The sequence below is a fragment of the Halobacteria archaeon AArc-dxtr1 genome (assembly GCA_025517425.1).
GTDB lineage: Archaea > Halobacteriota > Halobacteria > Halobacteriales > Natrialbaceae > Halostagnicola.
Genome location: JAOPJY010000001.1, coordinates 752,431 through 778,099, shown reverse-complemented (window position 1 = coordinate 778,099; position 25,669 = coordinate 752,431). Strand labels below are relative to the sequence as shown.

Genomic DNA, 25,669 nt, shown 5'->3' with positions numbered 1-25,669 from the left:
CGCCTCCCTGCCGGGAGGGCTGCGATTACCCTTCGAGGTGCTCGATGCGGGCGTACCGACCGGCCCGCCAGCCGGTGACGAGCGCGACGAGCGTGCCGACGACGAGCGCGAGCGCAAGCCCCGCGGCGTACACCTCGGGTGGCGTCTGGAGTAGCTCTTCGAATCCGACCAGAGCCGCGGCAAGTCGACTCAGCCCCGCCGCTAACGGTAGCGTCGCGGCAAGCCCGAGAACCCCCCCGAGGAGACCGATGACCAGCCCCTGGACGCCGATCGTTCCGGCGAGCACCCAGCGTGAGAGTCCGATTGCCCGAAGGGCGGCGAGCTGTTCGCGTTGCTGGTAGGTGACCAGCGCGAATAGGTTGACCGTCAACACGAGCCCCCCGACGAACGCGAGGGCGACGAGCGTCGCCCCGCTTGCGAGGACCAGCGGCCGCTCTTCGAACATCGCACCGACTTGCTCGTCGCTGGGGCGTACGTCGTACTCGTCGTACTCTGCGTCGAGTTCTGCGGCGACGGCCGCCGCGTCGGCGTCGTCTGCGACGCTCGCGGTGATGAACGTCGCGCGATCGGTCCCCGAGGAGCCGGCGATCGCCTGCTGGTCGAACAGCGGCATCGCCTGGGCGTCAGTGCCCAGATACTGCGAGTAGTACGCAGCGATGCCGACGACGGTAAACTCGTGGTCCGATGCCGTCTCGTGGCTGGTTCCGACAGTCACCGTCTCACCTACTGAGACGCCGAGCGTCTCAGCGGTCTCCGGGTGTAACACGATCTCTGCTGTCTCCGGGTCGGTAGACCGGTCCTGCGTAGACGCCTCGTCGGTGACGTTTACGTCGGTTTCGAAGCCGCCGCCCTCCTCGAAGCCGAAGCCGTCGTGCGTATAGTGGACTCCGACCGACGAGGTCCGGACGGTGTCACCGTCGCGTTCGACGTAGACCTCGTGCATCGCGATCGGCGTCGCGAAGGTAACGTCTTCGTGGTCGGCGATCTCGCTCGTGGTCGCGTGGGCGCCGGCGACCGGGTTTTCGGTGCCACTTGCGGAGGGATCGACCGGGTCACTCGAGAGCCAGATATCCTGGCCGGCGCTGTCGAGGCCGTCCTCGCCCGTCTCGGCGACGCCGACGCCGAGGCTCGCGAGTAACGTCACCGAGAGGACCGCGAGCGCGACGGCAAGGACCGCGAGCGTGGTTCGACCTGGCGAGCGCCGAAGCTGGGCGAACGCGATGCCGACAACCGCCCGCGTTCGGACCACTGCACCGCGGACGCTCATCGTCCCACCTCCTGGAGGACGTTCGTGCGGGCGGCGACTGTCAGTGGATACGGAATCGCGACCAGGCCCGAAACGAGTGCGACTGCGAGGGCGTATGGAACGAATACAGGATGAAACTGTGCGATCGCCCCGGGTGCGATCGTGGCTGCAGCGGCGGCGTTGAGTCCGTAGATGCCGACGGCGCCGATGGCCGTCCCGACGACTGCCCCACACAGTGTCGTCGCGAGCGTCGACGAGGCGACGAACGCGAGCCGACTGCGGGTCGGGAAGCCGACCGACGTGAGAACGGCCAGGGTTTTCCGATCCTCGTTGACGGTCATCGCGGCGGTCGTCGCGACGAACGACGCACAGATTGCCACGCTCACCACGAACGCGAGAGCGCTCGTCGCGAACGCGAGCCCGTCGCCGAACAGAGCTGACGGATCTGCACTGGCGCTCGACTCGACGGTCGCGTCCGGATACGCGTCGTCGGCTGCGGCAGTGGCTGCGTCTTCGTCGCCCCAGACGAGAATCCGATCGGCGAGTTGCCCGTCTGCGGCGCCGGACAACTGCTGGAGATCGTCGAGATGGACCAGGGCGATCGGCGTCTCGTCGTCGGCCGATTCGACGGCGGTGGTCGTCACCGTCGGCGCGCCGGCGCCGGCAACCTCGGGCGAGTCGGCAGCCACGAGATCGTCGCCGGGCGCTGCGCCGAGACGATCTGCGGCGACCGCCGAGAGGACGATTTCTCCCGTGAGGTCGCCGGCTTCGAGGGCTGACTCGCCAGAAGAGAGCTCGTCCGTCGGGAGGCCGCCGACGGTTCGTGATTCCTCGTCGGGAACGACCCCGACCAGCAGGACCGTCCGCGGTTCGTCGTCGCCGGCTGCCTCGATCCGGACCGGTTCGACGAGCACCGGCGAGACGTGAGAGACTCCCTCCTGCGAGCCGATGTCCGCCGATCGGTCGCTCGTCTCGCCGAGTCGCGGCCCCTCGACGCCGTCGACCGAGGCGAGCACGTTGCCGTCCTCGGGCGCGATCGTGACGTCCGCGTCGGTGTCGTCGACGGCTCCGGCGTCGGCGAGTCCGAGCGCGACACCGGTCACGACGACCAGCAGTGCGATCGTCAACGCGACGGCACCGACGCTGGCCACCAGTCGGCCAGATCGAGTTCCCGTCGTTCGGTTCCAGAGCCGCGCGATGGAGATGGCGACGAGCCCGCGCCAGCGAGCAATTCGTGAGCCGCCGTCGGCATCGAACCCGTCGGCGCCGTCATCACGTGCCATCCGTGACCACCTGCCCGTCGCGAAGCGTGATCACGCGGTCGGCCACGGCGAGTGTCGGTTCGTCGTGTGAAGCTAGCAGGACGGTTCGATCACGGCCGATGTCGGTAAGCAACTCGAGGACGGCGCCACCGGTCTCGGAATCGAGCTCGCCCGTCGGTTCGTCGGCGACGACGATGTCCGGATCGGTGACAAGCGCCCGCGCGATCGCGACGCGCTGGCACTCCCCGCCGCTTAGCTCGCCCGGAAGGTGTCCAGTCCGATCGCCGAGGCCGACGCGCTCGAGGAGGGTCTCGGCGCGTTCCCGTCGGCGTCTGCGGGGGATGCCAGTCTGTACGAGTGGTAAGGCGACGTTCGCACGAGCCGACAGCGAGGGGAGGAGATGGAACCGTTGGAAGACGATACCGACGTGCTCTCTGCGGTGGCGCGTCCGCTCGCGATCTGAGAGGTCGGTGAGATCGGTCCCCAACAGTTCGACGGATCCTTCAGTCGGCACCAACAGCCCGGAGACCGCGTGTAACACCGTCGACTTGCCGCTCCCACTCGGCCCCTCGAGGCCGACGACGTCGCCGGCCCGCGCCTCGAACGAGACGTCTCGAAGTGCGGTAACCGTCCGGCCGTCGTCGGATCGGCTGGCGCTCCCGGCGCCGTAGGCGTGGGTGACGTCTGCGAGACGGACGGTGGTGGCGTCGCTGTCCATCGCTGTCTCGGGTTTGGCGTCCGCCGTCCGCAGTAAGTTGGTGCGCATCGTCTGGGCTCGCCCGAAACGATGGCGGAGTCGGCTATTGTTCTCCACCGACTTCCCGCGGAAACGTGGTAGTACACGGGAGTGTCGTACGGCGCGGGGGGTTCAGCGGGGTCGAAGGGACACGTTACAGGTGGAGTAGCCGCCCGTTTGTCGTGCGGACGGGGCCACTACGAGAGGGCGGCCGCGTTCGGTGACGTTGGGCTAGTTGTACGTTTCCTGCGTCGCGACCGCAACTTCGGTGCCGTCCGCGCTGGCGTAGATCGTCTCGTCCTCGCGATCGAAGGTAAGTCCGTCCGCTGTTGCCGTGTCGCCCTCCTCGGGGATCGCGACCGCGTCACGTTCGTCTCCGTTCGGGCTCTCGACGACGAGTGCGAACGTGCCGTCGACGGAGGCGATGCTGATGGTTCGGTCGTCGATACGTACATCCGCCTGGCTACTCGCCGACTCGTAGGCAAGTTCACGATCCTCGCCGTCGGCCCACGTCTCTACCTGGTAGACGGTCGCGTTGCCGACCGGCTCCCAGCCAGTTCGCTCGACGTGAACGATCTCCCGCCAGCCAGGACCGCCGACCGACACCCGTTCGTAGCCGGTGAACGCGAGCCGTTGTGCGGTCACCGCTTCCATCCAGATATTTCGCTGCTCGCTCGCGACGATTACTCCGCTGGTCTCGAGGCCAGTGCTCTGATCGAAGGCCTCGACGTCGACGAACGAGACGAGTTCGTTCTCGACACCCTCGTCGTAAAAGACCGTGTAGTCGCGGACCTCGACCGCGCCGTCGGCCGTCGACGGTCCCTCGGTGACGAACATGTTCACCGGAATCGCCGGTCCCATCAGCGCAGCCAGAACCAGTAGCACGGCCAGGAAGGCGACCGATCGGGGACTCACTCCGTCGGCTGACGCTGGCTCGCGACGCGACGTCCCGGCGATCGCCGCGATCCGGTCGGTCCGGTCGACGGCTCCTCGTGCCTCGGCGAGCCCTCGCTGGAGAACCGCTCTCGGGACGCCGGTTGTCGGCTTCGGACCGTCGTCGGTTCGGAATCGGGCGATTCGTATCGGACGATCGGAGGCGGTCACCGCCAACGTCACCACGAGTGCGAGTGCAATAACGACGACCACGCCGAGCCCCCGGAACAGCAGGTAGGTGTTTTGCTCGCCGAACCAGTAGATCGCCCACAGGCTCCGGGCAAAGCCGAACAGTACGAGTGCGAGCCAGAATCGGAGCGGATCCGGGTGGTATCCTCGCCGGTGAAAGACGAGTGCGCCCAGGAGCAGCCCGATTACCAGTCCGAGCCCGTGGCCCTGGATCGCGACCGACGCCCACGACGGCGCCGACGCCGGGCTGGGCTGGGCGACATACTCAAAGACGGGCGACTGGACGGCCTGGTAGAGCGTCAGCAAGACGCCCTGGCCGCCGAGCGTGGCGACGACCGTGACTATCGGATACCGGACGAGCGCAAAGCCGGCAAACGCGAAGACGACGCTGGAGAAGCCGATCACCGGTCCGAGTGCGAACGCACTCGTCGCGAGGGCAACGAGTGCGACCGCGAGCGGGAAGATGACCACGGCACGGATCCAGGGCGTCGTCATCCGCGAGGTCGTCTCGTGGTCGTCCCGACCGCGGGGGTAGTGTCCCCAGGCGTACTCGGCGATCGGGGCGACGACCGCTGCAGCGGCGAGATTGTTGAGGAGGTGGCTCGATCCCGCGTGCGTAAACGACGCAGAGAGGACCCCCAGCGGGTAGTAGTACGACCACGCCCGGTAGGGGATCGTCACGGGATCGTGGAAGTGCGTGATCCCGTCCTGAACGAAGAGGTACACGCCGAAAACTCCGCCGAGAACGATCAGCGATCCCCAGGGGACGCCATAGAGAAATCGATCGCCGAGCACCTTTCGCCACGACCTCCCGTCATGGAGCCGGGAAACCACGAGAACCGATCCGAGCACCAGCGCGCCCAGAACCAACGCAAACGCGCTCTGTGCCAGTTCCATACCAGTTGGTTCGACCGATGCGGTATAGGGGTTTACACTTTCTGCGCCCGGCCTGGGCTACTGTCCCACCCTGACGCTCTCTGCACCTACGACAAGCCCAGTCGAAAGACGCGGCTTCGAAAGGTACAAGCCCGGGACGAACGGATCGAAGGGTATGGAACTGCGGGTCACCGAGAGCACCGACGACGAGCTGTCGATCGAGATCGCCGGCGAAGATCACACGTTCATGAACGTCCTCAAGGGAACGCTGCTCGAACACGACGACGTGAGTGCAGCCACCTACGACATGAACCCCGAACAGTCCGGTGGCCAGACCGACCCCATTCTGACGGTCAAAACCGAGGGAGACGTCGATCCCCTCGACGCGTTAGAGGAGGCCGCAGCCGACGTCCGCGGGAAGACGACGGCGTTTCGCGAGGCCTTCGAAGCCGCAGTCTGAGCCCACCGACTCGAGCTGTTGGACCCGTCTTTTGCGATTTGGATAACCGCAAGCGGTAACATGAGCCCCACTCCCGCGACGATGCCACCCACGAGCTCCGGCTTTCCGCGACGAGGAAGGGCGGCGCCAATGTCGAGTGCCTCAGGCAGGAACTCCGTGAGCACCAGGTAGAGCATTGCGCCCGCCGCGAAGCCAAAGCCAAAGGGGAGAAACCCCCCCGGGCGGACTGGACGAACGCGAACGCCAGAACCGCACCGATCGGTTGGGGAAGGCTCGAGAAGATCGCCCACCAGACCAACCGCCAGTTCGAGACGCCCATCGAGCGCAGCGGGATGGAAATCGCCGTCCCCTCGGAAACGTTGTGGATCGCGATCGCGACTGCGATGAACACCGCGAGCAGCGGGACGGAGAATCCGAGCAGAGCGTCCGCTCTTACTCACTCCGTTCGGAAAATGCTCCGGCTGAGATTTGAACCACGCCCAGACGTGCTTGCTACGCTGCGCGCGACTGGTCTGATTCAAATCCAGGGTCGCATCCTCGGCTCACGAAGTTGTTCGCCGAGAAGTGCTCCGTCTGGGATTTGAACCCAGGTCATCGGCTCGAAAGGCCGAAATGATTGGCCGGACTACACCAACGGAGCTTGCCTCAGTCGCACGGTCGGCGCGACCAAGCTACACAACCCGCTTGCCGTGGCCACATAAAAAGCGTTCCGTTCCACTCCCGGAGTGGTAGCCACTGACGCGCGCCGACCTCAACGCTTTTTATGGGTCGCCAGAATCGAGACAGTATCGATGAAGCAGATCCGATTCCGCGATCCGGCTGGAGCAGTGCGCCAGGGAACGCTCGACGGCGGCGTCGTTCGGTTCGGAGACGAAGAGTACGCATTCGACGGCGACGAGATCGACGTTCTCCCGCCGTGTGAGCCGTCGAAGATCGTCTGCGTGGGCCGCAACTACGCCGAGCACGCCGCGGAGATGGGCGACGACGTTCCAGACCGTCCGCTACTCTTTTTGAAGCCGCCGAACGCAGTCGCAGGTCACGGCGACACCGTCACCGCCCCCGCCGGAAAGGATCGGATCGATTACGAGGCTGAGCTGGCCGTCGTCATCGGCGAGCAGTGTCGCGACGTCGACGAAGCCGACGCGATGGACATCGTCGCCGGCTTCACCTGTCTCAACGACATCTCGAACCGCGACGATCAGGAGGAAGAACAGAACTGGATCCGCGGCAAGGCCTTCGACGGCTCCGCGCCACTCGGACCGGTGCTCGCGACGCCAGACGAAGTGCCCGACGACGCGAGCGTCCGGACGCTGCTTAACGGCGAGATCAAACAGGATGGCTCGCTCACGCAGCTGATCTTCCCGATTCCGGAGCTGATCGCCGAGATCACGACCTACCTCACGCTCGAACCTGGGGACGTCATCGCGACGGGAACCCCGGAGGGCGTCGGACCGATCGGTGACGGCGACACGGTCGAGATCGAAGTCGAGGGCGTCGGCACGCTCTCGAATACGGTCCGCGTGCCGTAATCTGGAGCGGTCGATTCGTACCGAACTCACCCGCGGTCGAACGCTTTTTGGCCTCGTTGACGAACAGCCACGTATGACAGTACGGTACGGTGCGGTCGCGCTCGACTGGCTGGGCGGCCCGACCACCCGCGTGGAGGGTGAGTTAGGCGTCGTCGTCTACACCGACCCGACGCAGGCTGGCGTCGACGCTGCCGAAGAACTCGGCGATGGGCTCGGACGCCACGACGCCGATCTCGTACTGGTCTCCGAGAGCCGCCACTACGATCCTGACGCAATCCGCCGCGTAGCTCACGAGGAGACACTCGTTGTCGTCCACGAGTCGGTTACCGTCGAGCCAGGCGACCTGTCCCACGAGATCGAGCGCGTTCGCGCCGACGAATCGTTCGTCCTCGGACCGCTCGATCTCTTTACGACTCAACTGGGGCGCGAGAACCGTCGCACGAGCGGACAGTCGGACGGCGACGGCTGCGGATACGCCGTCACGATCGACGGCGTTCGCGTCTTTTGGCCCGGCCGGTCGACCGCACTCGAGGCGGATCTCGACGCCGATGTCCTGTTGACACCGATCGGCGACGACGGAGTAGGGGGTGACGCGGCGGCGACTCTCGAACAGTTCCGGCCCGGACTCGTCGTTCCGGTCGCGTACGATCCCGAGAACACGGACGCCGGTACGTTCGTCGTCGACGTTGCCAGTCGTGGCGTTCCGGTGGCACTCGACGAATCGACCGGGGATCGAGACTCGAACTGACGCTCTCATCTCACCCTCGAGAAACGAAGCCGCTCAGATGATGTCCATCTCGTCTAACCGCTCGGGGAGGTAGGTGTCCGTCACGAAGTCGAGCCCCCGAGCGGCAAGCGACTGCTGTTCGGACTTTTTGCCGATCTCGAGTTGGAGTTCGATCTGTTCTTCCCAGTAGTCGGTCTGGAACCGGGGGTCCTCCAGTTCGCTCTCTAACGCGTTGATGTCCGAATCCGAAAGCGGGTCGGTCGGGAGATCATACTCGACGATGTCGGCGGGCTGGATGCCGATATACTTGGCTTCGGGCGTGGCTAAGTACTCCGAGAGGTGGGCGGACTTGATCGAGCCGTAGGCGACGGAGCCGTAGATGCGATACGACCACGGGTCCCCGTCGGCGAAGACCGTCACCGGAAGGCCGAGTTCGTCGTGGAGTCGCTTGGTGATCCGCCGAGTCGCGCGGGCGGGTTGGCCCTTTAAGTGGACGATCAGGGCGTTGTACTCGTCGTCGAAGCCGTTCTCGACGAGTCGATCGCGCATCCCGCCGGTCTCCACCGCGAGGATAAAGTCGGCGTCGGTGTCGAGAAACTCGATCGTGTCGGGGTTGTTCGGAATCTGGTAACCACCCTCGCCGACGTCCTCCTGGCAGTGGATCTCGCGTTCTCCCCGTCGGGTCTGTTCGCGGAGGTGCAGCGGTCCCATGATCGTCGCGCCGGACTCCTCGGGACGCATGTGGAAGTCCTCGCGGGTAACCCCGGAGACGATCTCTAAGTCCTCGATGAGACCGTTTGACTCGTCCTGATCGGAGAACTGTGCGTTGTCGTTGTCCCAGCTCTCCGAGAGGTAGTAGAGCTCACGCAGGGTCGAGGAGCGATCTTCTTCGAGCTGGTTCGCGAGGAACTCGATGGTGTAGACTGCCTTGAGCAGTTTTCGCGCCCCACGAACGGAGTTCGCCGTCCGCTTCGAAGTCCGGTCGCCGTAGACCCAGACGCCTTTCTCCTCGTCGTACTCGATGTTGCTCTTGGTTCTGGTGGGGACCTCCATGTGGGGGATCTCCCCGAGCTCGAACTGGTCGTAAAACTGTGCGGCGAGGTCGATTAGCTGGTCTCTGGCTTCGTGGTCGGTGTCGGCGCTCATTGGTCTCTCTCCGTGGGGATGCAATCTATCGTAGCTGGACGCGACGTGACGCTCATTCTGCCGCCTCCGTCACTGTCAGTTTCTCCTCTGTAATGCCGTCGACGTTCAGGTCGAACGTCGCGTCGGCTGCGGTCTCGTACTCGAGGGCGGTCTCGCCGTCACTCGAGACGTCCGCCTCGAGTTTGACGAACCACTCGCCGTCCATCTCGACGACGGTCGCGCCGTCGGTCACGTTCCGGGGTTCGGCGGAGACGATATCGGTCAGTTCGACCGACTCGGCGGTACTCGAGTGGTTCTCGACGACGACTGAGACGGCGGTCGAATCGCCGTTTTGCTCGACCTCGCGTTCGACGAGGACGTTGTTCATGATGCGGGCAATGGCGTCGTCGATCTCGGGCTCGTCCCGCCCCGTGACTTCGGCGACCTTCGTCGCCATCTCGGGGAGGATCGTCCCGAGGACGTTCTGTTTCTTCCGGCGCTTTTCCATCGACCGACGCTCGTTCAGGTAGCTCTTCAACTCGCGGGCGGCCTCTCGGATCGCGAGTTCGATCTCGTCTTCGATCTCCGGGACGTTCGCGACCGCGTCTTTCGACTCGCTGGTAAAGGGAACGTTCGTCGAGGCGACGTGGATCATGATCACGACGGGACCCTTGGGCGTCCCCGAACCGCCGGGCTGGTCGAGTCCGTAGTTGCGCCAGCCGATCGATTTGACGACGTCGGTCGTCGCGCAGGCGCCGCGCTGGTAGACGAGCGGGACGCGATTCGCAAAGCGAAGCACCTCGGCGCTTCCTTCCGCCTGCAGGTCGCCACCGTAGGCGATACCGGCTTCGACGATGAACGGATCGCCGCCCGACACCTCCGCGTCGCGGGTCGCCGCGGCGTAGAAGTCCGCCTCGAACTCCTTTCTGAGTCCGGCCTCGATCAACTCGTCCGAGATGGGCGAGAGACACCGCGTCGGTGGGGCCATGATGTCCGTCGCGCGCATCCCGTCGACCAGATCGCTGGCCGCGTCTCGGTCGCCGGCGAGTTCCCGGACCAGCGGCGGGTCGTCGGGAACCGTCGCCGTCACCGCCCAGATCGCCTCGACGACGTTCTCGCGGGCAGTGTCGCCGAAGGAAACGTCGTCGTACTCTTCGGTCAGCTCCGCTGCGCGGTCGACGTGGGCGCGCAGGCGCTTGCGGGTGAGCCGGTGGCGGTGGTCGTCTTCGTCTTCGAATTTTCCCCCCAGGCGCTCGGCGAAGGCGTGGACGACGGCGTCGTCCTTTCGGGTGCTCGTCGCCTCGTCTGCGAGGCTGTACAGGTCGGCGACCAGCGGTGAGTCGTCCTCCGAGCCGGATTCGTCGTCGACTCGTTCGCTGGCAGCCGTATCCCCCTCGCTCTCCTCGGGTTCGAGCCCGGTTATCTCGGCCCACGCCGCTTCGACGGCGTTCTCACGGACCGTCGTACCGAAGGTGGTCCCGTGGTCGGCCTGTGCGTCCTCGGCCGCCGAAGCGACGACCTCCACGAGTTCGTGGTGGGCGATTCGGTCGCGCTCGGCGACTGCCTCCGCGACTCCTTCGGCGAAGGTGGCCGTGGCCTGGGCTCCTTTGTTGGCGGTCGCGGCCTCGACGGCAGCCCTGATGTCGGCTGGTTCGCTGTCGGCTGGCGGCTGCCACCGCATCTCGCGGCCGTAGTGACGATCGCGAAAACCGTCGATGATCGACTCGGCGGTCTTCTTCCCGACGCGGGTAAACTCGGATTGGACGAACCCAGAGACGGTCTGGGAGTCGGTCGCCGAGAGCATCTTCATCACCGTTCCGAGCTCGACACCGTGGGGATGGGGGCGGATCTCCTCGGTCTCATCGGGGAGCTGGTCGGTCGCGCGCTCGAACTTGAAGTGCGCGCTTGGCTCGCGGAGTTCGAGACGAGCGTGGGGGTTGACGACCGCGGTGTGTTTGATGTAGTCGTGGAGCTGGGTGCGAGCACGCATGTTCGCCTCCATCTCGAGGACGATTCGGGTCCCGTGAGGGCGGTCCCAGCTCGTCGTCTCCTCGACGCTGATCTCGGGTTCGTTCTCGTCGGTGTCAACGATCAGTTCGAAGTATTCCGCCTCGCTTGCCCCCTGGGTTCGGCTGGTGATCTTGGCCGGCTTGCCGCTCGTAAGCTGGGCGTAGAGGACGGCCGCGGAGATGCCGATCCCCTGCTGGCCGCGGGACTGCTCGCGGGAGTGAAAGCGAGAGCCGTAGAGGAGTTTTCCGAAGACCTTCGGCAGCGACTCCTTCGTGAGGCCCGGCCCATTGTCCTCGACGATCAGCCGATAGTAGTCGCCGGCCTCTTGGATCTCGACGTAGATGTCGGGGAGAATACTGGCCTCTTCGGCGGCGTCTAAGGCGTTGTCGACGGCCTCCTTCACGGCCGTGACGAGGCCCCGGGCACCACTGTCGAAGCCGAGCATGTGCTTGTTCTTCTCGAAGAACTCGGCGATGGAGATCGCGCGCTGGTTTTCGGCCAGCTCTTCGGCGATCCCCTCGTCCTCGCCGAGTGTCGACTGAAACGACGTCATCGTCCCCCTGTACTAGCGGCTGGGCTAAAAGGTGTGCGCTACCGGAGCGAAAGTGAAAGGGGCTGTCCGGATCAGTCGTCTACGGGCGGCCACTGCCACGCGTCTGCCCGCACCACGCCGAGAAGCTTCCGGCGGCGCTCGCGGCGGTCGGCGACGGCGTCGCCGAACGCCTCGTCGTCTGTCGGAACACCCACCTCGCGCAGCCGATCTAGCTCCGGCGGGGGCGGAGCCTCGTCGGCGGGCTCGATAAAGGCGGTGTCGAGCGTCTCGAGGTAGCTGTCGACACTCGCCTGGGTAGTTCGGAGGAGCGTAGAACTCGGCCCGGCCTCCGCCGGAATGCCGTGCTCGAAGACGGTGAGCGCGTCGTCCAGAATCGGGACGGCCACGGCCGAGGCGCGGTCGCTGCGCTCGCTGTGGTAGTAGTGGAGGATCGGGTACGCCTTGTGCTGATCGGCCAGCAAGCTGAGCTGGGTTGCCAGTGACTCAAGCGGGAGGGCCAACCCGTCGAAATCCTCCTCGCGACCCCAGCCTGCTTTCACCAGGTCCTCACTTCGTTCGCCCAGACCGGTGACGTCGCTGGCGAACGAGCGCTTCTCGGAGACGGCGCCGAGCACGGTCAGGATATACGAGACCCCCAGTGTGACCAAGGCCATCCCCGTCGCCGTCGTGAGCGAGCTGGCGATCTCCCAGGTAGCGCTCGTGGGCGTGTAGTCCCCGTTACCGTTCGTGAACATCGTGTAGGCGACGTAGTAGGCGTACCCCGACCACGTGGCTGGATCGCCCGTGTGCGCGCTGACGAGAGCGGTTCGACCGCCAGCGAACAGGAGTGTCCAGCCGAGCCACAGGAGCGCGATCCACGTCGCGAGCGTGAGTGTGAGGATGAGCGGCCCGGCGGTGCTCAGGACTCTCGGGTTATCGTTGCTCGCGGAGCGAAGCCCGCGCCAGGTCCAGGTCGCCACGCGACTCGAGACGGGGCCAGAGCCCCCGTCGACCCAGAGCGTCGTCCAGAGAATGTCCACGATCACCGTCAGGAGGACGGCGGTCCCGACGAGGAGGAAAACCGGTTGCATTTCGCCAGGCTACGGTCCCGATCGCCGAAAGCGACGGCCCGGTCACTGACGCGGGTTTTTAGGCCGCCCGCCGGGAAGTCGTCAGTCGCTAGTTGAGTACGTCAGGTAATAGAGTACTGCCCGAGTCGCGCTCGCGCGCGTACGTGAGTTTTATAGGGGGCGGGCATCTACCCGGAAGCAGGTTTTCATGTCTCAGGAAAGTGAGTACGGTGCCGGACAAATCCAGGTCTTAGAGGGGCTGGAGGCCGTACGCAAGCGACCGGCGATGTACATCGGGTCCACGGACACCCGCGGGCTCCACCACCTCGTCTACGAAGTCGTCGACAACTCCATCGACGAGGCCTTAGCCGGCCACTGCGACGAGATATCCGTCACGATCCGCGAGGACGGCGGCGTCACCGTCGCCGACGACGGTCGTGGGATCCCAGTCGATACCCACGCCGAGTACGACCGCCCCGCCCTCGAGGTCATTCTGACCGTCCTCCACGCCGGCGGGAAGTTCGACAACAAGTCCTACCAGGTCTCTGGCGGCCTCCACGGCGTCGGCGTCAGCGTCGTCAACGCCCTCTCTGGACGGCTCGAGGTCGAAGTCAAACGCGACGGCGGCCTCTTTCGGCACGCATTCGAGCGCGGCGAACCCGCAGGCGAGATGGAACGCGCTCGAGACCTCGAACCGGACGAGGAGAACGGTACCGCGATCACGTTCTGGCCGGACGAAGACATCTTCGAGACGACCGACTTCGCGTTCTCGACGCTCTCGAACCGGCTTCGGGAGCTCGCCTTCCTGAACTCCGGCGTCCGTATCACGCTTCGCGACGAGCGCGAGCGCGACGAGTCCGGTGATCCCGTTGCCGAGACCTACGAGTACGACGGCGGCATCCGCGAGTTCGTCGAGTACCTGAACGAGACGCGATCTGCGCTCCACGACGACGTCGTCTACTTCGAGGGCGAAGATCAGAACATCCAGGTCGAAGTCGCTCTGCAGGCAACCGAGGAGCTTCAGGGCTCGATTCACGCGTTCGCGAACAACATCAACACTCGCGAGGGGGGCACGCACCTGACCGGGTTCAAGACCGCGCTCACGCGCGTGGTCAACGACTACGCCAACGAGAACGACCTCCTCTCGGACATAGAGGAGAACCTCAAAGGCGAGGACATTCGAGAGGGGCTCACCGCAGTAATCTCGGTGAAACACCCCGATCCACAGTTCGAGGGACAGACCAAGACCAAACTCGGAAACTCGGAAGTGCGGGGCATCGTCGAGGGCACGATGCACGAGGGACTGGGCACCTACTTCGAGGAACATCCAGATACGGCCCAGGGAATCGTGATGAAAGCCGTCGAGGCCGCCAAGGCCCGCAAGGCGGCCAAAAAGGCCGAGGAACTCACGCGCCGGAAATCGGCCCTCGAGTCGACCTCCCTACCTGGCAAACTGGCCGACTGCCAGACGAAAGATCCCACAGAGGCCGAACTGTTCGTCGCGGAGGGAGACTCCGCAGGCGGCAGTGCAAAGCAGGCCAGAAACCCCGAGTTCCAGGCAGTTCTCCCGATAAAGGGGAAGATCTTGAACGTCGAGAAACACCGGCTCGATCGGATTCTGGAGAACGATGAGATTCGGAACCTGATCACCGCCATCGGCGCGGGAATCGGCGACGAGTTCGACATCGAGGACGTCCGCTACGAGAAGATCATCATGGCGACAGACGCCGACGTCGACGGCGCCCACATCCGAACCCTTCTGCTGACGTTCTTCTATCGCCATATGCGCCCGCTGCTGGAGAACGGCTACGTCTACGCGACACAGCCCCCGCTGTACCGAATTCGGTATCGCGGCGAGACCTACGACGCGATGACCGACGTAGAGCGCGACGAGATCGTCGAAGAGAAGTGTGACGGCTCGCCGACACGAGTTCAGCGATTCAAGGGATTAGGCGAGATGAACCCAGAACAGCTCTGGGAGACGACGATGAACCCCGAGAATCGCATCTTAAAACGCATTACCATCGAGGACGCCGCCGCAGCGGACAAGATGTTCTCCGTGCTGATGGGCGACGCCGTCGAGCCCCGCAAGCAGTTCATCAAGGACAACGCGCCGGAAGCCGAGTGGATCGACATCTAGCGAAATTTTGCTCTGCGGGCCAGCATTGCTGGCCCTCGGCAAAATTTCGATCAAAAGCACTCCTCCCTTCCCTGCGGGTCGGTCGTCGGCCCGCTCGCGAGTTCGCGTTGCGAACTCCCTCGCGGATGCAGTGCTCGCAAACCAACCCACGAAACCCAGCAAACGAATGAGTTCAGACGTACCCGACCCAACCGACGTATCGGCCCAGACGGTAGAGACCGTCCGCATTGAAGACGAGATGGAGCAGAGTTACATCGACTACGCGATGTCCGTCATCGCGGGGCGGGCCCTCCCGGACGTCCGGGACGGCCTGAAGCCGGTCCACCGGCGCATCCTGTATGCGATGCACGAGATGGGTGTCTCGAGCGGGTCGAGCCACCGAAAGTCCTCCTCGATCGTCGGGGAGACGATGGGTGACTACCACCCCCACGGCGACAGCGCGATCTACGACACCCTGGTTCGGATGGCCCAGGACTTCTCGATGCGCTACCCACTGGTCGACGGTCAGGGGAACTTCGGTTCGATGGACGGCGATCCGGCCGCCGCACCGCGGTATACCGAGGCTCGGATGGCTTCGATCGCCGAGGAGTTACTCGAGGACATCGACAAGGACACCGTCGACTTTCAGTCGAACTACGACGATCGACTCCAGGAGCCGACGGTCTTGCCCGCGGCGTTTCCGAACCTGCTGGTAAATGGCTCCTCGGGGATCGCGGTCGGCATGTCGACGAACATTCCGCCGCACAATTTAGGCGAGGTCGTCGACGCGACGATCGAACTGATCGACGACCCCGAGGCGACGGTCGAGGACCTGATGGAGCACGTCAAGGGTCCCGACTTCCCGACGGGTGCGAACATCGTCGGCCGGGATGCCATCTACTCGGCGTACAAGACCGGGCGCGGTCGTATCCGCGTCCGCGCCGAGTTCGAAGTCGAGGAGTGGAAGAACGGACGCGAGCGCATCGTCGTCACGGAACTACCCTACCAGGCCAACAAGGCCCGGATCGTCGAGCGCATCGCCGAGGACGTCACCGAGGGCGAGATTGAGGGAATCTCGGACCTGCGTGACGAATCCGACCGCGACGGCGTCCGCGTCGTCATCGAGTGCAAGCGCGGCGCCAACGTCGAGGTAGTGAAGAACAAGCTGCTCGAGAACCACTTAGAGCGCACCTTCGGCGTCATCAACCTCGCACTGGTTGACGGACAGCCTCAGGTTCTCTCGCTGAAAGAGACGCTCGAAGAGTACATCAGCCACCGCCGGGAGGTCGTCCGCCGACGCAGCGAACACGACCTCGCCGAGGCCGAGGATCGAGCCCACATCTTAGAGGGGCGACTGAAGGCGGTGGAGAACGCAGATGACGTTGTCGAACTGATCCGAAACAGCGAGGATCGATCGGCCGCCAGAGCCGGGTTACAGGACGCGTTCGGATTCTCCGAGGCCCAGGCCCAGCACATCGTCCGGATGCAACTTGGTAGTCTCACCTCGATGGAGACCGCCGAGATCGAAGCCGAGTACGAGGACGTCCAGGCCGAAATCGAACGCCTAACGACGATCTTAGAGAGCGAGCAGGAGTTGCTCTCGGTCATCAAGGACGAACTGCGCGAAGCGAAAGCCGAGTACGCCGACGACCGTCGCACCTCGATCGTCGAGGACCACGGGACGGTTACTCACGAGGATCTGATTCCGGAGGAGGAGGTCGTCGTCGTGATGACGGAAGACGATTACGTCAAGCGCATGTCTCTGGATACCTTCGATCCGCAGGGTCGAGGTGGAAAGGGGATCATCGGCGCGGACGTCAAAGACGACGACCGCGTCACGACGGTCTTCCGGGCGAACACCCACGATTACCTGCTTTGCTTTACCAACCACGGGCAGGTCTATCGCCTGAAGACCTACGAGATCCCCGAGATGGGCCGGACCGCCCGCGGGAAGTCGGCAGTCAACATCCTGGATCTCGATCCCGGCGAGGAGATCACGGCCGTCGTCGATACCGACGAGTTCGAGCCCGACGAGTGTGTTACGATGGCGACGAAACACGGCTACGTCAAACGGACGCCGGGCGAGGCGTTCGAGAACATCCTCTCGACGGGGATCATCGCGGCGAAACTCGAGGACGGTGACGAGCTCGTCGACGTCGAGGTGACCGACGGCTCCACGGACCTAGTTGTCGGAACCGAACAGGGGATGACGATCCGATTCGACGAGAGTGAGGTGCGGTCGATGGGGCGCAACGCCCGTGGCGTCAACGGAATTAAGCTTCAAGACAGCGATGCAGTCGCCGGTCTCGTCGCGACCGACGAGGGCGACGACCGGGCACTGCTGACGGTGACGCGAAACGGCTACGGAAAGCGTACGCCCCTCTCCGAGTACCGGACGCAGTCGCGGTACGGAAAAGGACTGATCGACATCAAGACCAACGAACGAAACGGACCGGTGACGGCGATCAAAGCCGTCGCAGAAGACGATCAGGTGCTCGCGATGAGCGAGCGCGGACAGATCATGCGGACGCGGGTCGAAGAAATCTCCTCGGTGAGTCGGAACACGATGGGCGTCACCGTCATGGACGTCGACGCCGATGATGCCGTCGCGAGCGTCGACGTAGTTCCGGCCGCCGTGGGAACCGATGCAGACGACGACTAATCGAGGACGAGTAGCGTAGGACGGGGTGGCTCAGTGCTCGGCGTCGCCGGCTGGCGCCACCATCTCGTCGATTCGGAGGATCAGCACGTTGTTGGTGTCGTCTTTTCCGTCGACGGTACCGGTGATCTGTAGCTTCGAGAGCGGGGTTGGACCGACCACGACCGAGGCCTCGTCGCCGATGGCATCCATCGACCCCTGGAGGTGGATCTCGGCGCGACAGAGTTCTGGGTGGTGGACGCTCGAGAGATCGATCTCCTCGACGATAACGTCGTCGACGGGTTCGCCCTCGTACTGGATAGGGACTGCCGCCGGATCGTCCATCTGCTGGATTTCCAGAGCTTCGTAGGCCGCGGCAGTCGGTTTGTAGCCGCCTTTGGGGCCGGGAACGCCCTCGACCAGTTGGAGAGCCTTCAGGCTCTGCATCTGGTTACGAATCGTTCCGGGATTTCGGTCGACTTGGTTCGCGATATCCTCGCCTTTGATCGCGTCGTTGCTCTTGTTGTGAAGATTCGTCAGTGCACGAAGTATTTTCTTCTGGCTGGGGGTGAGTTCAATCGATGACATATGATCTACTTGGTAGTTGGTTTCCTTAAACCCGGCGGGTCGGGGCGGTTTTTTGCGACATTTCGCCGTTCGGCTCGTGAACAGAAATCGGTTCCGTTCGCGAGTGAGCGCAGAGGCTGGGGTAGAACAGCCGTGTGTGCCGATCAGGCGGGAACAAGCCACCCCTCGAGTAAGACCTCCGTGAGGACGTCTTCGAGTAGAAACATAAGCACGAACCCGACGGCGAACGTTACGGCGTTGATCCGGGTGAGTACCGCCTCGGCGTCGAACCGAATGAGTTCGGCGACCTCGATGAGGACCTGCACGATTGCCCCGACGGCAATCGCATAAAAGAGGACGGCCAACAGCGGCGCCTCCGCGAAGCTGCCGATCCAGCCTCCGAGGATTACCGGCCCACCGGCGATAACACCCATCGCGGCGAAGTGTCGCAGCGGCGGCGCCTCTGCGTCGCGGGCGACTGCGGCCACAACGGTCGGTCCCTCCATTACGTTGTGCAGGATAAACGCGAGGACGAGCAGCGTCAACAGCGTTGCGTCGCCCTGAATGAACGCAACGCCGATACCGAGCCCCTCACCGATGCTGTGGAGTCCGAGCGCGAGCGCGACCAGATACGCGATCTCCAGGCCGCTCTTTTGCGTGTCGGCCATCGTCCGCTGGCGCCATTCGCTTGCGGCGTACATGACGGCGAAGGTGCCGCCGACGCCGACGACTGCTAAAATGCCGGTCAACACCATCGGGCCCAGTTCCGGAAGCGAGCCGGCGAGTTGGAACGTCGTCTCGGCTTCGGCTCCGTTTTCGAAGATCTCTTCGGTCATCTCTACTGCGATGAACGCGAGAACACCGGCAGCGAGCGCGAGGAAGGCGTGGAGGTATCGCGGCTCGAGCCCACGAATGAACGGAAACCAGAGCATGCCAATTGCGACGGGGACGATCCCGGCGAGTGCGCCGATAAGTGTCAACATCCAGAGTATTTCGAGCGTGCTCGCGTTCTCGACGCCGGAGATATCGCCAAAGGGCGATGTCAGATACAACACGACAAAGATCGCTCCGAGGATTACCGCAGGTCCGATCGCGAGGAGCCATCGTGGGGCGTCCGACAGGGCGTCAGTACGCATTTGTCGCCCCTCCAATTGAGATCCGAGATAAGGTCATTGCCTGTAGATTAGACGGGTCTAAACTTATTTGTTTCGTACGAATGTTTAGACTGTGTCGAATCTAATTCCGTCTCGGGAAGGGATCGCGTCAGGATTCAGCCTCGACCGGCTCGGAGACGCGGACGTGGTGGGCGACCTCCGTCGGTAGCGACACCGGCTCTTCGTGGTGGCGAGCGCGCGCAGTGACCATCCCGAACGGGGCGACCTCGAGTATCTCGAGTTCGACTCCCGGCTCGACGCCGTGGTCTGCGAGGTACGAGAGGATCTCCGAGTCGTGATCTTCGACTTCCGTAACGACGACGACGTCACCTTCCTCGAACTCGACGACCGAGTCTCCGTCAGGCGCTGCAGGCGGCTGGAGATCGGCGCTTGGAATCGGCGCACCGTGTGGGTCTACGTCGGGCTCGTCGAGAACGGCGGCGACCCGTCGCTCGAAGTCCTCGCTGATGTGGTGTTCGAGCGTGTCGGCCTCCTCGTGAACCTCAGACCAGTCGTAATCGAGATGCTCCGTGAGGTAGGCCTCGAGCAGCCGGTGGTGGCGGACGACCTCCAGTGCGACCGTCTCTCCTTCCGGAGTCAGCGTCACGCCCTGGTACTTCTCGCGGTCGACGAGCTCTCTCTCGGCGAGTTTCTCTAACATGCTCGTAACCGTCGGCGACGTGACGTCGAGCTCCGCAGCGATTTCGGAGGTCTTGATACGGTTGTCGCCGCCACGCTGGAGCTGGTAGATCGCCTTTAGGTAATCTTCCATCACGTCGCTCAGCATCATTCGGCGTACTTTAGCCCCGTCTAACCCTAAATCTGTCGTCGACGATATTCGATGTTGGTCGCGCTCGCATTCGATTTTGTGACGTTTCAGTATGGTGTGTGACTCAGAAACAAACACCGCTCGTTCCAACACCTTTGTATCACAGCGTTGCCGAGGGTACGTCATGACCGAGAACGTCGTCGTGCTCGGGGCCGGATATGCCGGCGCCGGGGCTATCAAATCGCTACAGTCGGAGCTCGGGCCGGACACCCGTCTCACGTGGATCGCCGACGTGGATTACCATCTCGTACTCCACGAGTCCCACCGCGTCATTCGCGATCCAGACGTCCGCGCAGACATCACCATCCCCGTCGACGAGATCGCCGACCCGACCACAACGTTCATTCAGGACACCGTCACCGCGCTCGACACCGACGAACGCGTCGTCGAACTCGAAGACGGCGACTCTGTCGACTACGACTACGTCCTCGTTGCCCTCGGGAGCCAGACGGCGTACTACGGCATTCCCGGCCTCGACGATCACTCGCTGACGCTAAAGAGCTTAGACGACGCCTTGGAGATTCACGAGCAGGTTGCAGACGCCAGCCGCGAAGCGACTCGCGGCGAGCCTGCCCAGATCGTCATCGGCGGTGCCGGCCTCTCGGGTATCCAGACCGCAGGCGAGATCGCGGAGTTCCGCGACAATCACCGCGCCCCTCTCGAGATCCACCTCGTCGAAGCCCTCGAGGAGATCTTCCCGGGCAACGACCCCGAGATCCAGCAAGCCCTTCGTGACCTACTCGAGGACGCTGGCGTCCAGATCCACACCGACGACCCCATCACGGAAGCCGAGGACGGCATCATCCACTTCGACGAGGGTGAGCCCCTCGAGTTCGACGTCTTGGTCTGGACCGGCGGTATCACGGGCCGGGACGCCTTAGACGAGACAGCGCTCGACAACCAGCACAACCGCGTCGAGGCCGAGGCGACGTTCCAGACCTCGGACGAACGCGTCTTTGCCATCGGCGACTCGGCGATCGTCGATCAGGGCGACCAGCCCGCACCGCCGACCGCCCAGGCCGCCTGGCAGGCTGCCGAACTCGTCGGCGAAAACATCACTCGCGCGATGGATGGACGCCCCCTGCAGACCTGGGAGTTCGACAACAAGGGGACCGTTGTCTCGGTCGGCGACAAGGCCGTCGCCCACGGCGTCAAGCCCGCCTTCGGTATGTCCCTGCCGGTCGACACCTTTGGTGGCTTCCCGGCAAAGAATCTGAAAAAGCTCATCGCGGCGCGCTGGATCGCCGACGTCAGCTCCTGGAGCCGAGCGCGAGCAGCCTGGCCGTCGCTGTAACAGTCGGGCGAATAGTTGTCGCCTCTAGCCATCTCGAAGCCATTCGTTGTCGGTCTGTGCTGTACTAACTACCCGACGTATACCACTCCCACGGCGATAGCTGCAGCGACGGATAGCAGCCCCCAGACGACGCGATTCCAGTCGTAGACGATACGGCCGTTGTAGCCATCGAACGGCCAGACGACGAGCCAGAGATCGACGATTACGAATACCAGCAGCGTCGTCCGGAGCGACTGCCAGCTGTCTGCATCGAACTGCCCGCGAACGCCGGCGAGGGTGGCAAGGCCAGCGACCAACAGTACTCCCCATGCGACCGCTGCTGGACCGAGAACTGCTAACTCCGAGTCATAGCTCCAGTCGCGTTTCTCGGGCGTTACGTTACCCGGGACTGGTAAGAACCCACCCAGAAGTGCAATCACGCCTGAAAAGGGAAAGACGTTCTCCCAGCTCTGAAACGACCACCGACGATCGTCTCGAGCAGTGGCCACGAGATACGGGAGCGTTCGGAGCACGATCAGGAGGCCGCCGACGCCACCCATGAGCAGCGTCGTTTGGCTCCAAGAGAACCCGGTGACGCCACCGACGACGATCGCTAGCAACAGTGCGTGAACGACCACCGTCGTACCCAGTTGACTGAGTGAGTGCCACCGTCCTCCCGTTTGCCCCGTGGAATCCGACCGTTCTGCCTGGGTGGATTCGGGATGGGCAGTATCGTCTGCCGGCACTGTTCTAGCGAACTCTATACACCAGAGATCACAGCCAACGTTCATGAAGTGATACGAGCTACGCACGATGCGCCCACTCTGTCGCACCCCGAACCGTCGAACCAGCGTCGGTGTGGAGATTCGTTCGAATCCCTGTCGGGCGAAGAGTTTACTCGACGGTGTGTTCTGCCACTGGACGACCGCCAGGGCTGCCTGACAGCCACGTTTTTGCAGGTAGGCGACGGCCTCCTCGAGAAGACGCCGACCGACACCGCGACCCTGTGCGCTGGGATCGGTAAACAACCACGAGACCATCCCAACTGGCCCGTTACTCCCCTCGACGAGGTCGAGGATTACCCCGCCGACAACCGTCCCCCCGACCCGTGCTGCGAGGACGTCCTCGGAGAGGTGAACGAACGCGTCCTGAGGTGTCGGGAACGCGTCAGCAGCGAGTTCTTTGAGCCGGTGTCGCGTCTGCTCGTCTTCCGCGCTCACCGGCGCGATGCTGAGCCCCTCGTCGGCCCCGATCTCGTCGGTCACTCTTATCGACGGCCAGTTTCGACGCAGGTAAAATAAAGGATGCTGTCACTTTCTGACGGTTCGGTGCTCTCTCAGCTCGATGCTGGTCCCTCCATTGAAGTCGTCCGCCGCCGCTCTCGTAATCGCCTTATACCACACTCGTCTAGGACGGGCCATGCATCCGCCGGGAGCCGATACGGTCCTCGTCCGTCACGGGGATCTGAACACCAAGAGCACGACCGTCAAGCGGTACATGCTCGAGATTCTCGTCGAGAACCTCGAGGCCATCCTCGCGGATCGATCGATCCCAGGAACGGTCGACCAGCGGTGGAACCGACCGCTGATCCATACCGAGGCGGCCGCGGTCGCCGACGCGGCCGCCGCTGCTGCAGAGACCTTCGGCGTCGTTTCGGCGAGCCCGGCAGTGACGATCTCTCCCGAGCGTGAGGCGATCTACGACGTACTCGCCGAGAGTGCGGCCGCCCACTACGACGGCGGCACGTTCGCCGTCGACGTCAATCGGGCCGACAAGCGCCTCCCCTACACCAGCGAAGACGTCGCTCGCGAGGCTGGCACCATTATCTGGGAGACGGTCGAAGACGAGTTCGACCCCGCAGTCGACTTAGACGACCCCGACCTCACGTTCGGTGTCGAGATTCGCGAGGAGTCGGCGTACGTCTACATAGACCGAGTGTCGGGTCCGGGGGGACTCCCGCTTGGCTCCCAGGCGCCACAGGTCGCCCTCGTCAGTGGTGGGATCGACTCCCCCGTGGCGGCCTACGAGATTATGAAGCGGGGCTCGCCGATCGTTCCCGTCTACGTTGCCCTCGGCGACTACGGCGGTGTCGACCACGAGGCGCGCGCAATGGAGACCGTCCGGACGCTCTCCCGGTTCGCCCCCAACTTCGACACCCGCGTCTACCGCGTCCCCGGCGGTGAGGCAGTCGCCGACCTCGTCGACGAGATGGAGCAGGGTCGGATGCTCTCCTTACGGCGCTTTTTTTACCGGATCGCCGAGAACATTGTCGAGGAGGAGGGCGCGAGCGGGATTGTCACCGGTGAGGCCATTGGACAGAAGTCGAGCCAGACCGCCCAGAATTTGGGTGTGACCAGCCGCGTTACCGAACTCCCGATCCACCGCCCGCTGCTTACCCGTGACAAGCAGGATATCGTCGCGACGGCCCGTGAGATCGGTACCTACACGGACTCGACGATCGACGCCGGTTGCAACCGCGTTGCGCCCGACCGCGCGGAGACCAACGCCCGGCTCGACCCGCTTCTCGCGGCCGAACCCGACGACTTGCTGGACTGGGCCGACGCGGCCGCAGCGGCCACCGACCGCATCGAACCCCGAGCCGCACTGCAGTGATCACGGAGGCACGCTGTTGCTCTCCGGCGAAAGCCGAAACCCACATTAGGCGAACCCACCCACTCGAAGTCAGTGACCCGCGTTTGCCTCCTCGGGGACCCCGACGTCGACCTCAGCTACGAGCTGCTCTCCCGAGAGACCTCCAGAGAGGCGCTCGCGACCTATGACTTAGCGCGCCCCTTCGAGAACACGCTCGCGGTTCGGACGGTTAGCGTCGGCGCCGCCGTCTCGCTTCTGAACGACCTGCAGTGGTATCTGACCCGGTTCGTCGACGAGGCGTTCGTCCGGGAACCAAGCGTCGACGACGAGGAGTGGCTCTCGCGCGAGCTGGCCCAACAGCTCCGAAACGGCACGATCGACGCCGAGGAAACCGGCGAGTACTGCAAGATCTACGGCCTCGAGCCAATCAGCCCGGACTCGGACGGTTCCGACGCCGACCGGGACGGATCGGCCCCACAAACTCCGGGCACGTCCCCTGCCGACGCGAGTACGGTCCGCGAGTCTGCCTCCTCCGGCCAGGCCGCAGTCGCCGAGTCCGCTGACACGTTGGACCCAGACGATCGTCCGCCGGCAACACAGCGCGGACCGACTCGCCGGCTCGTCGAGCCGCTGTACGTTCGTCGAGTCGGCGGCGACCTGCCCGAGTACGATCTGCGAGACGTCTCGGAGACACTGGTCGTCCGGATCGCAGAAGCCGAGTACGGCGGATAAGCGCTCGATCAGTCGAACAGTCCGGTCGAGAGATAGCGTTCGCCGCTGTCCCAGAAGACGGTGACGACCAGCGGGCAGTCGTCGCCGGCCATCCCCGGCCCCACGGACGCAGGCGCCTGACCGCCGTCGGGCTCCGCCGAGGCGCGTGCGTCGGGCATCTCGCGCTCGAAGGAATCCGGTATTTCGGGACAGTCGCGGTCGGGTTCTGCGATCCGCCTTGCAATCCGCTGGGAGACGAGGCTCGTGGCGCCACTCGATTGGCCGACGAGTACGCCCTCCTCGCGGGCCAGCCGGCGACACTCTTTCTCGGCGTCTTCGAGTCGGACCGTCTCGACCTCGTCGATCAGCTCCCGATCTAAATTTTCGCTGACGAAGCCGGGCCCCATCCCCTGGAACTCGTCCTCACCGGATTCGCCGGTCGAGAGCACGGGGTTTCGCTCCGGTTCGACGGCGACGATCGTCACGTCTGGAAACTCCTCGCGCAGTCGGCGGCCGACACCTGAGAGCGTACCGCCGGTGCCGACGCCGGCGACGAAGGCGTCGACCTCGCGCTCGCCGACCTGTTCGACGATCTCCTCGCCGGTCGTCCGGTAGTGAGCCTGTGGGTTCGCGGGATTGTCGAACTGGCCCAGCTGGACCGCCCCGTCGGCCTCGAGTTCGTCGGCGCGCTCGCGGGCCGCAGAGATGTCGCCCTCGACAAGTTCGAGCTCGGCGCCGTAGGCTGCCATGAGCTGTCGGCGCTCGGGTGACTTCGAGGCCGGCATAACGATCGTGAGGTCGTAGCCGCGGGCGGCACAGACCAGTGCCAGCCCGATGCCAGTGTTTCCGCTGGTCGGTTCGACGAGCCGGTCGCCCGGCTCGATCTGCCCATCGCGCTCGGCCGCTCGGACCATTTCCGCGGCCGGCCGGTCTTTGGCCGATCCGCCCGGATTGAACGACTCGATCTTGGCCGCGATCGTGGCGCCCTCCGGCGAGTCGACCTGGACGAGCGGCGAGCCGATCGTGTCCAGGATACTCCCCTTCATCGGTCGGCCCTACGAAGGCGAGACGTAAACCGGTGCTGGACGACG

General features: G+C 64.3%; 20 protein-coding genes, 1 tRNA gene and 1 pseudogene. 8 read left to right on the top strand and 14 right to left on the bottom strand.

What is annotated here, in order from left to right; all coding sequences use genetic code 11:
• Nucleotides 1-25: 25 nt before the first annotated feature.
• From OB905_03980 to OB905_03965, 4 genes are all read right to left on the bottom strand, one after another.
• The gene (locus OB905_03980; GenBank protein ID MCU4925146.1) at nucleotides 26-1,267 is read right to left on the bottom strand and encodes an ABC transporter permease; all 1,242 of its coding nucleotides are present in this window, start codon (nucleotides 1,265-1,267) and stop codon (nucleotides 26-28) included.
• Entirely contained in the window at nucleotides 1,264-2,529 is a 1,266-nt protein-coding gene (locus OB905_03975) for an ABC transporter permease (GenBank protein MCU4925145.1), read from the bottom strand. Before OB905_03975 ends, OB905_03980 begins: the two co-directional genes overlap by 4 nt.
• Complete coding sequence (locus OB905_03970; protein MCU4925144.1) at nucleotides 2,519-3,226, bottom strand: ABC transporter ATP-binding protein; 708 nt, start codon at nucleotides 3,224-3,226, stop codon at nucleotides 2,519-2,521. The genes OB905_03975 and OB905_03970 overlap by 11 nt, the downstream gene beginning before the upstream one ends.
• Nucleotides 3,227-3,475: 249 nt before the next feature.
• On the bottom strand, nucleotides 3,476-5,263 hold the full coding sequence (locus tag OB905_03965; GenBank protein MCU4925143.1) for a rhomboid family intramembrane serine protease: 1,788 nt from the start codon (nucleotides 5,261-5,263) through the stop codon (nucleotides 3,476-3,478).
• A gap of 154 nt (nucleotides 5,264-5,417) precedes the next feature.
• On the opposite strand from OB905_03965, the gene OB905_03960 reads away from it, so the two are divergent.
• The gene (locus OB905_03960; GenBank protein ID MCU4925142.1) at nucleotides 5,418-5,702 is read left to right on the top strand and encodes a DNA-directed RNA polymerase subunit L; all 285 of its coding nucleotides are present in this window, start codon (nucleotides 5,418-5,420) and stop codon (nucleotides 5,700-5,702) included.
• Nucleotides 5,703-5,743: 41 nt separating this feature from the next.
• Here the strand turns inward: OB905_03960 and OB905_03955 are convergent.
• Together OB905_03955 and OB905_03950 are read right to left on the bottom strand one after the other, a co-directional pair.
• Nucleotides 5,744-6,123, bottom strand: a pseudogene (locus OB905_03955) (ZIP family metal transporter).
• A gap of 144 nt (nucleotides 6,124-6,267) precedes the next feature.
• Nucleotides 6,268-6,342: transfer RNA gene (locus OB905_03950), tRNA-Glu, on the bottom strand.
• A gap of 151 nt (nucleotides 6,343-6,493) precedes the next feature.
• Between OB905_03950 and OB905_03945 the strand changes: the two genes are divergently transcribed.
• Both OB905_03945 and OB905_03940 read left to right on the top strand, forming a co-directional pair.
• Nucleotides 6,494-7,231 (top strand): fumarylacetoacetate hydrolase family protein, encoded by a 738-nt coding sequence (locus OB905_03945; protein MCU4925141.1) that lies wholly within the window; start codon nucleotides 6,494-6,496, stop codon nucleotides 7,229-7,231.
• A gap of 73 nt (nucleotides 7,232-7,304) precedes the next feature.
• Complete coding sequence (locus OB905_03940) at nucleotides 7,305-7,979, top strand: MBL fold metallo-hydrolase (protein MCU4925140.1); 675 nt, start codon at nucleotides 7,305-7,307, stop codon at nucleotides 7,977-7,979.
• A gap of 33 nt (nucleotides 7,980-8,012) precedes the next feature.
• Here the strand turns inward: OB905_03940 and OB905_03935 are convergent, their stop codons facing one another.
• The 3 genes from OB905_03935 to OB905_03925 form a co-directional block, all read right to left on the bottom strand.
• Entirely contained in the window at nucleotides 8,013-9,104 is a 1,092-nt protein-coding gene (locus OB905_03935) for a DNA topoisomerase IV subunit A (GenBank protein MCU4925139.1), read from the bottom strand.
• Nucleotides 9,105-9,156: 52 nt separating this feature from the next.
• Complete coding sequence (locus tag OB905_03930) at nucleotides 9,157-11,646, bottom strand: DNA topoisomerase VI subunit B (protein ID MCU4925138.1); 2,490 nt, start codon at nucleotides 11,644-11,646, stop codon at nucleotides 9,157-9,159.
• Between the two features lie 71 nt (nucleotides 11,647-11,717).
• Entirely contained in the window at nucleotides 11,718-12,716 is a 999-nt protein-coding gene (locus OB905_03925; protein ID MCU4925137.1) for a potassium channel family protein, read from the bottom strand.
• A 187-nt stretch (nucleotides 12,717-12,903) separates the two neighbouring features.
• On the opposite strand from OB905_03925, the gene gyrB reads away from it, so the two are divergent.
• Together gyrB and gyrA are read left to right on the top strand one after the other, a co-directional pair.
• On the top strand, nucleotides 12,904-14,835 hold the full coding sequence (gene gyrB / locus OB905_03920) for a DNA topoisomerase (ATP-hydrolyzing) subunit B (GenBank protein MCU4925136.1): 1,932 nt from the start codon (nucleotides 12,904-12,906) through the stop codon (nucleotides 14,833-14,835).
• A 166-nt stretch (nucleotides 14,836-15,001) separates the two neighbouring features.
• The gene (gene gyrA / locus OB905_03915) at nucleotides 15,002-17,476 is read left to right on the top strand and encodes a DNA gyrase subunit A (GenBank protein MCU4925135.1); all 2,475 of its coding nucleotides are present in this window, start codon (nucleotides 15,002-15,004) and stop codon (nucleotides 17,474-17,476) included.
• A gap of 30 nt (nucleotides 17,477-17,506) precedes the next feature.
• Here the strand turns inward: gyrA and OB905_03910 are convergent, their stop codons facing one another.
• From OB905_03910 to OB905_03900, 3 genes are all read right to left on the bottom strand, one after another.
• The gene (locus OB905_03910) at nucleotides 17,507-18,040 is read right to left on the bottom strand and encodes an Rrf2 family transcriptional regulator (protein MCU4925134.1); all 534 of its coding nucleotides are present in this window, start codon (nucleotides 18,038-18,040) and stop codon (nucleotides 17,507-17,509) included.
• Nucleotides 18,041-18,183: 143 nt separating this feature from the next.
• Nucleotides 18,184-19,155, bottom strand: a complete 972-nt coding sequence (locus OB905_03905; protein MCU4925133.1) for a metal cation transporter — start codon at nucleotides 19,153-19,155, stop codon at nucleotides 18,184-18,186.
• A gap of 127 nt (nucleotides 19,156-19,282) precedes the next feature.
• On the bottom strand, nucleotides 19,283-19,963 hold the full coding sequence (locus OB905_03900; protein ID MCU4925132.1) for a metal-dependent transcriptional regulator: 681 nt from the start codon (nucleotides 19,961-19,963) through the stop codon (nucleotides 19,283-19,285).
• 163 nt (nucleotides 19,964-20,126) lie between these two features.
• Between OB905_03900 and OB905_03895 the strand changes: the two genes are divergently transcribed.
• On the top strand, nucleotides 20,127-21,296 hold the full coding sequence (locus OB905_03895) for an FAD-dependent oxidoreductase (GenBank protein MCU4925131.1): 1,170 nt from the start codon (nucleotides 20,127-20,129) through the stop codon (nucleotides 21,294-21,296).
• A 68-nt stretch (nucleotides 21,297-21,364) separates the two neighbouring features.
• On the opposite strand, the gene OB905_03890 is transcribed toward OB905_03895, so the two are convergent.
• Nucleotides 21,365-22,540 (bottom strand): GNAT family N-acetyltransferase, encoded by a 1,176-nt coding sequence (locus OB905_03890; protein ID MCU4925130.1) that lies wholly within the window; start codon nucleotides 22,538-22,540, stop codon nucleotides 21,365-21,367.
• A 154-nt stretch (nucleotides 22,541-22,694) separates the two neighbouring features.
• Here OB905_03890 and OB905_03885 point away from each other — a divergent pair, with 154 nt between their 5' ends.
• Both OB905_03885 and OB905_03880 read left to right on the top strand, forming a co-directional pair.
• Nucleotides 22,695-23,888 carry a tRNA sulfurtransferase gene (locus tag OB905_03885; protein MCU4925129.1) on the top strand — a complete coding sequence of 398 codons (1,194 nt, stop codon included), beginning with the start codon at nucleotides 22,695-22,697 and terminating at the stop codon, nucleotides 23,886-23,888.
• 72 nt (nucleotides 23,889-23,960) lie between these two features.
• Entirely contained in the window at nucleotides 23,961-24,599 is a 639-nt protein-coding gene (locus OB905_03880) for a DUF5804 family protein (protein ID MCU4925128.1), read from the top strand.
• Between the two features lie 8 nt (nucleotides 24,600-24,607).
• Here OB905_03880 and OB905_03875 read toward each other — a convergent pair whose 3' ends face one another.
• Nucleotides 24,608-25,624: a PLP-dependent cysteine synthase family protein gene (locus OB905_03875; GenBank protein MCU4925127.1), complete on the bottom strand. Its 1,017-nt coding sequence runs from the start codon at nucleotides 25,622-25,624 to the stop codon at nucleotides 24,608-24,610.
• Nucleotides 25,625-25,669 lie beyond the last annotated feature (45 nt).

What these genes read in the sequence shown, in the direction of transcription:
- OB905_03980 (MCU4925146.1), bottom strand. Translation starts at nt 1,267, where the DNA reads ATGAGCGTCCGCGGTGCAGTGGTCCGAACGCGGGCGGTTGTCGGCATC.
- OB905_03975 (MCU4925145.1), bottom strand. Translation starts at nt 2,529, where the DNA reads ATGGCACGTGATGACGGCGCCGACGGGTTCGATGCCGACGGCGGCTCA.
- OB905_03970 (MCU4925144.1), bottom strand. Translation starts at nt 3,226, where the DNA reads ATGGACAGCGACGCCACCACCGTCCGTCTCGCAGACGTCACCCACGCC.
- OB905_03965 (MCU4925143.1), bottom strand. Translation starts at nt 5,263, where the DNA reads ATGGAACTGGCACAGAGCGCGTTTGCGTTGGTTCTGGGCGCGCTGGTG.
- OB905_03960 (MCU4925142.1), top strand. Translation starts at nt 5,418, where the DNA reads ATGGAACTGCGGGTCACCGAGAGCACCGACGACGAGCTGTCGATCGAG.
- OB905_03945 (MCU4925141.1), top strand. Translation starts at nt 6,494, where the DNA reads ATGAAGCAGATCCGATTCCGCGATCCGGCTGGAGCAGTGCGCCAGGGA.
- OB905_03940 (MCU4925140.1), top strand. Translation starts at nt 7,305, where the DNA reads ATGACAGTACGGTACGGTGCGGTCGCGCTCGACTGGCTGGGCGGCCCG.
- OB905_03935 (MCU4925139.1), bottom strand. Translation starts at nt 9,104, where the DNA reads ATGAGCGCCGACACCGACCACGAAGCCAGAGACCAGCTAATCGACCTC.
- OB905_03930 (MCU4925138.1), bottom strand. Translation starts at nt 11,646, where the DNA reads ATGACGTCGTTTCAGTCGACACTCGGCGAGGACGAGGGGATCGCCGAA.
- OB905_03925 (MCU4925137.1), bottom strand. Translation starts at nt 12,716, where the DNA reads ATGCAACCGGTTTTCCTCCTCGTCGGGACCGCCGTCCTCCTGACGGTG.
- gyrB (MCU4925136.1), top strand. Translation starts at nt 12,904, where the DNA reads ATGTCTCAGGAAAGTGAGTACGGTGCCGGACAAATCCAGGTCTTAGAG.
- gyrA (MCU4925135.1), top strand. Translation starts at nt 15,002, where the DNA reads ATGAGTTCAGACGTACCCGACCCAACCGACGTATCGGCCCAGACGGTA.
- OB905_03910 (MCU4925134.1), bottom strand. Translation starts at nt 18,040, where the DNA reads ATGTCATCGATTGAACTCACCCCCAGCCAGAAGAAAATACTTCGTGCA.
- OB905_03905 (MCU4925133.1), bottom strand. Translation starts at nt 19,155, where the DNA reads ATGCGTACTGACGCCCTGTCGGACGCCCCACGATGGCTCCTCGCGATC.
- OB905_03900 (MCU4925132.1), bottom strand. Translation starts at nt 19,963, where the DNA reads ATGATGCTGAGCGACGTGATGGAAGATTACCTAAAGGCGATCTACCAG.
- OB905_03895 (MCU4925131.1), top strand. Translation starts at nt 20,127, where the DNA reads ATGACCGAGAACGTCGTCGTGCTCGGGGCCGGATATGCCGGCGCCGGG.
- OB905_03885 (MCU4925129.1), top strand. Translation starts at nt 22,695, where the DNA reads ATGCATCCGCCGGGAGCCGATACGGTCCTCGTCCGTCACGGGGATCTG.
- OB905_03875 (MCU4925127.1), bottom strand. Translation starts at nt 25,624, where the DNA reads ATGAAGGGGAGTATCCTGGACACGATCGGCTCGCCGCTCGTCCAGGTC.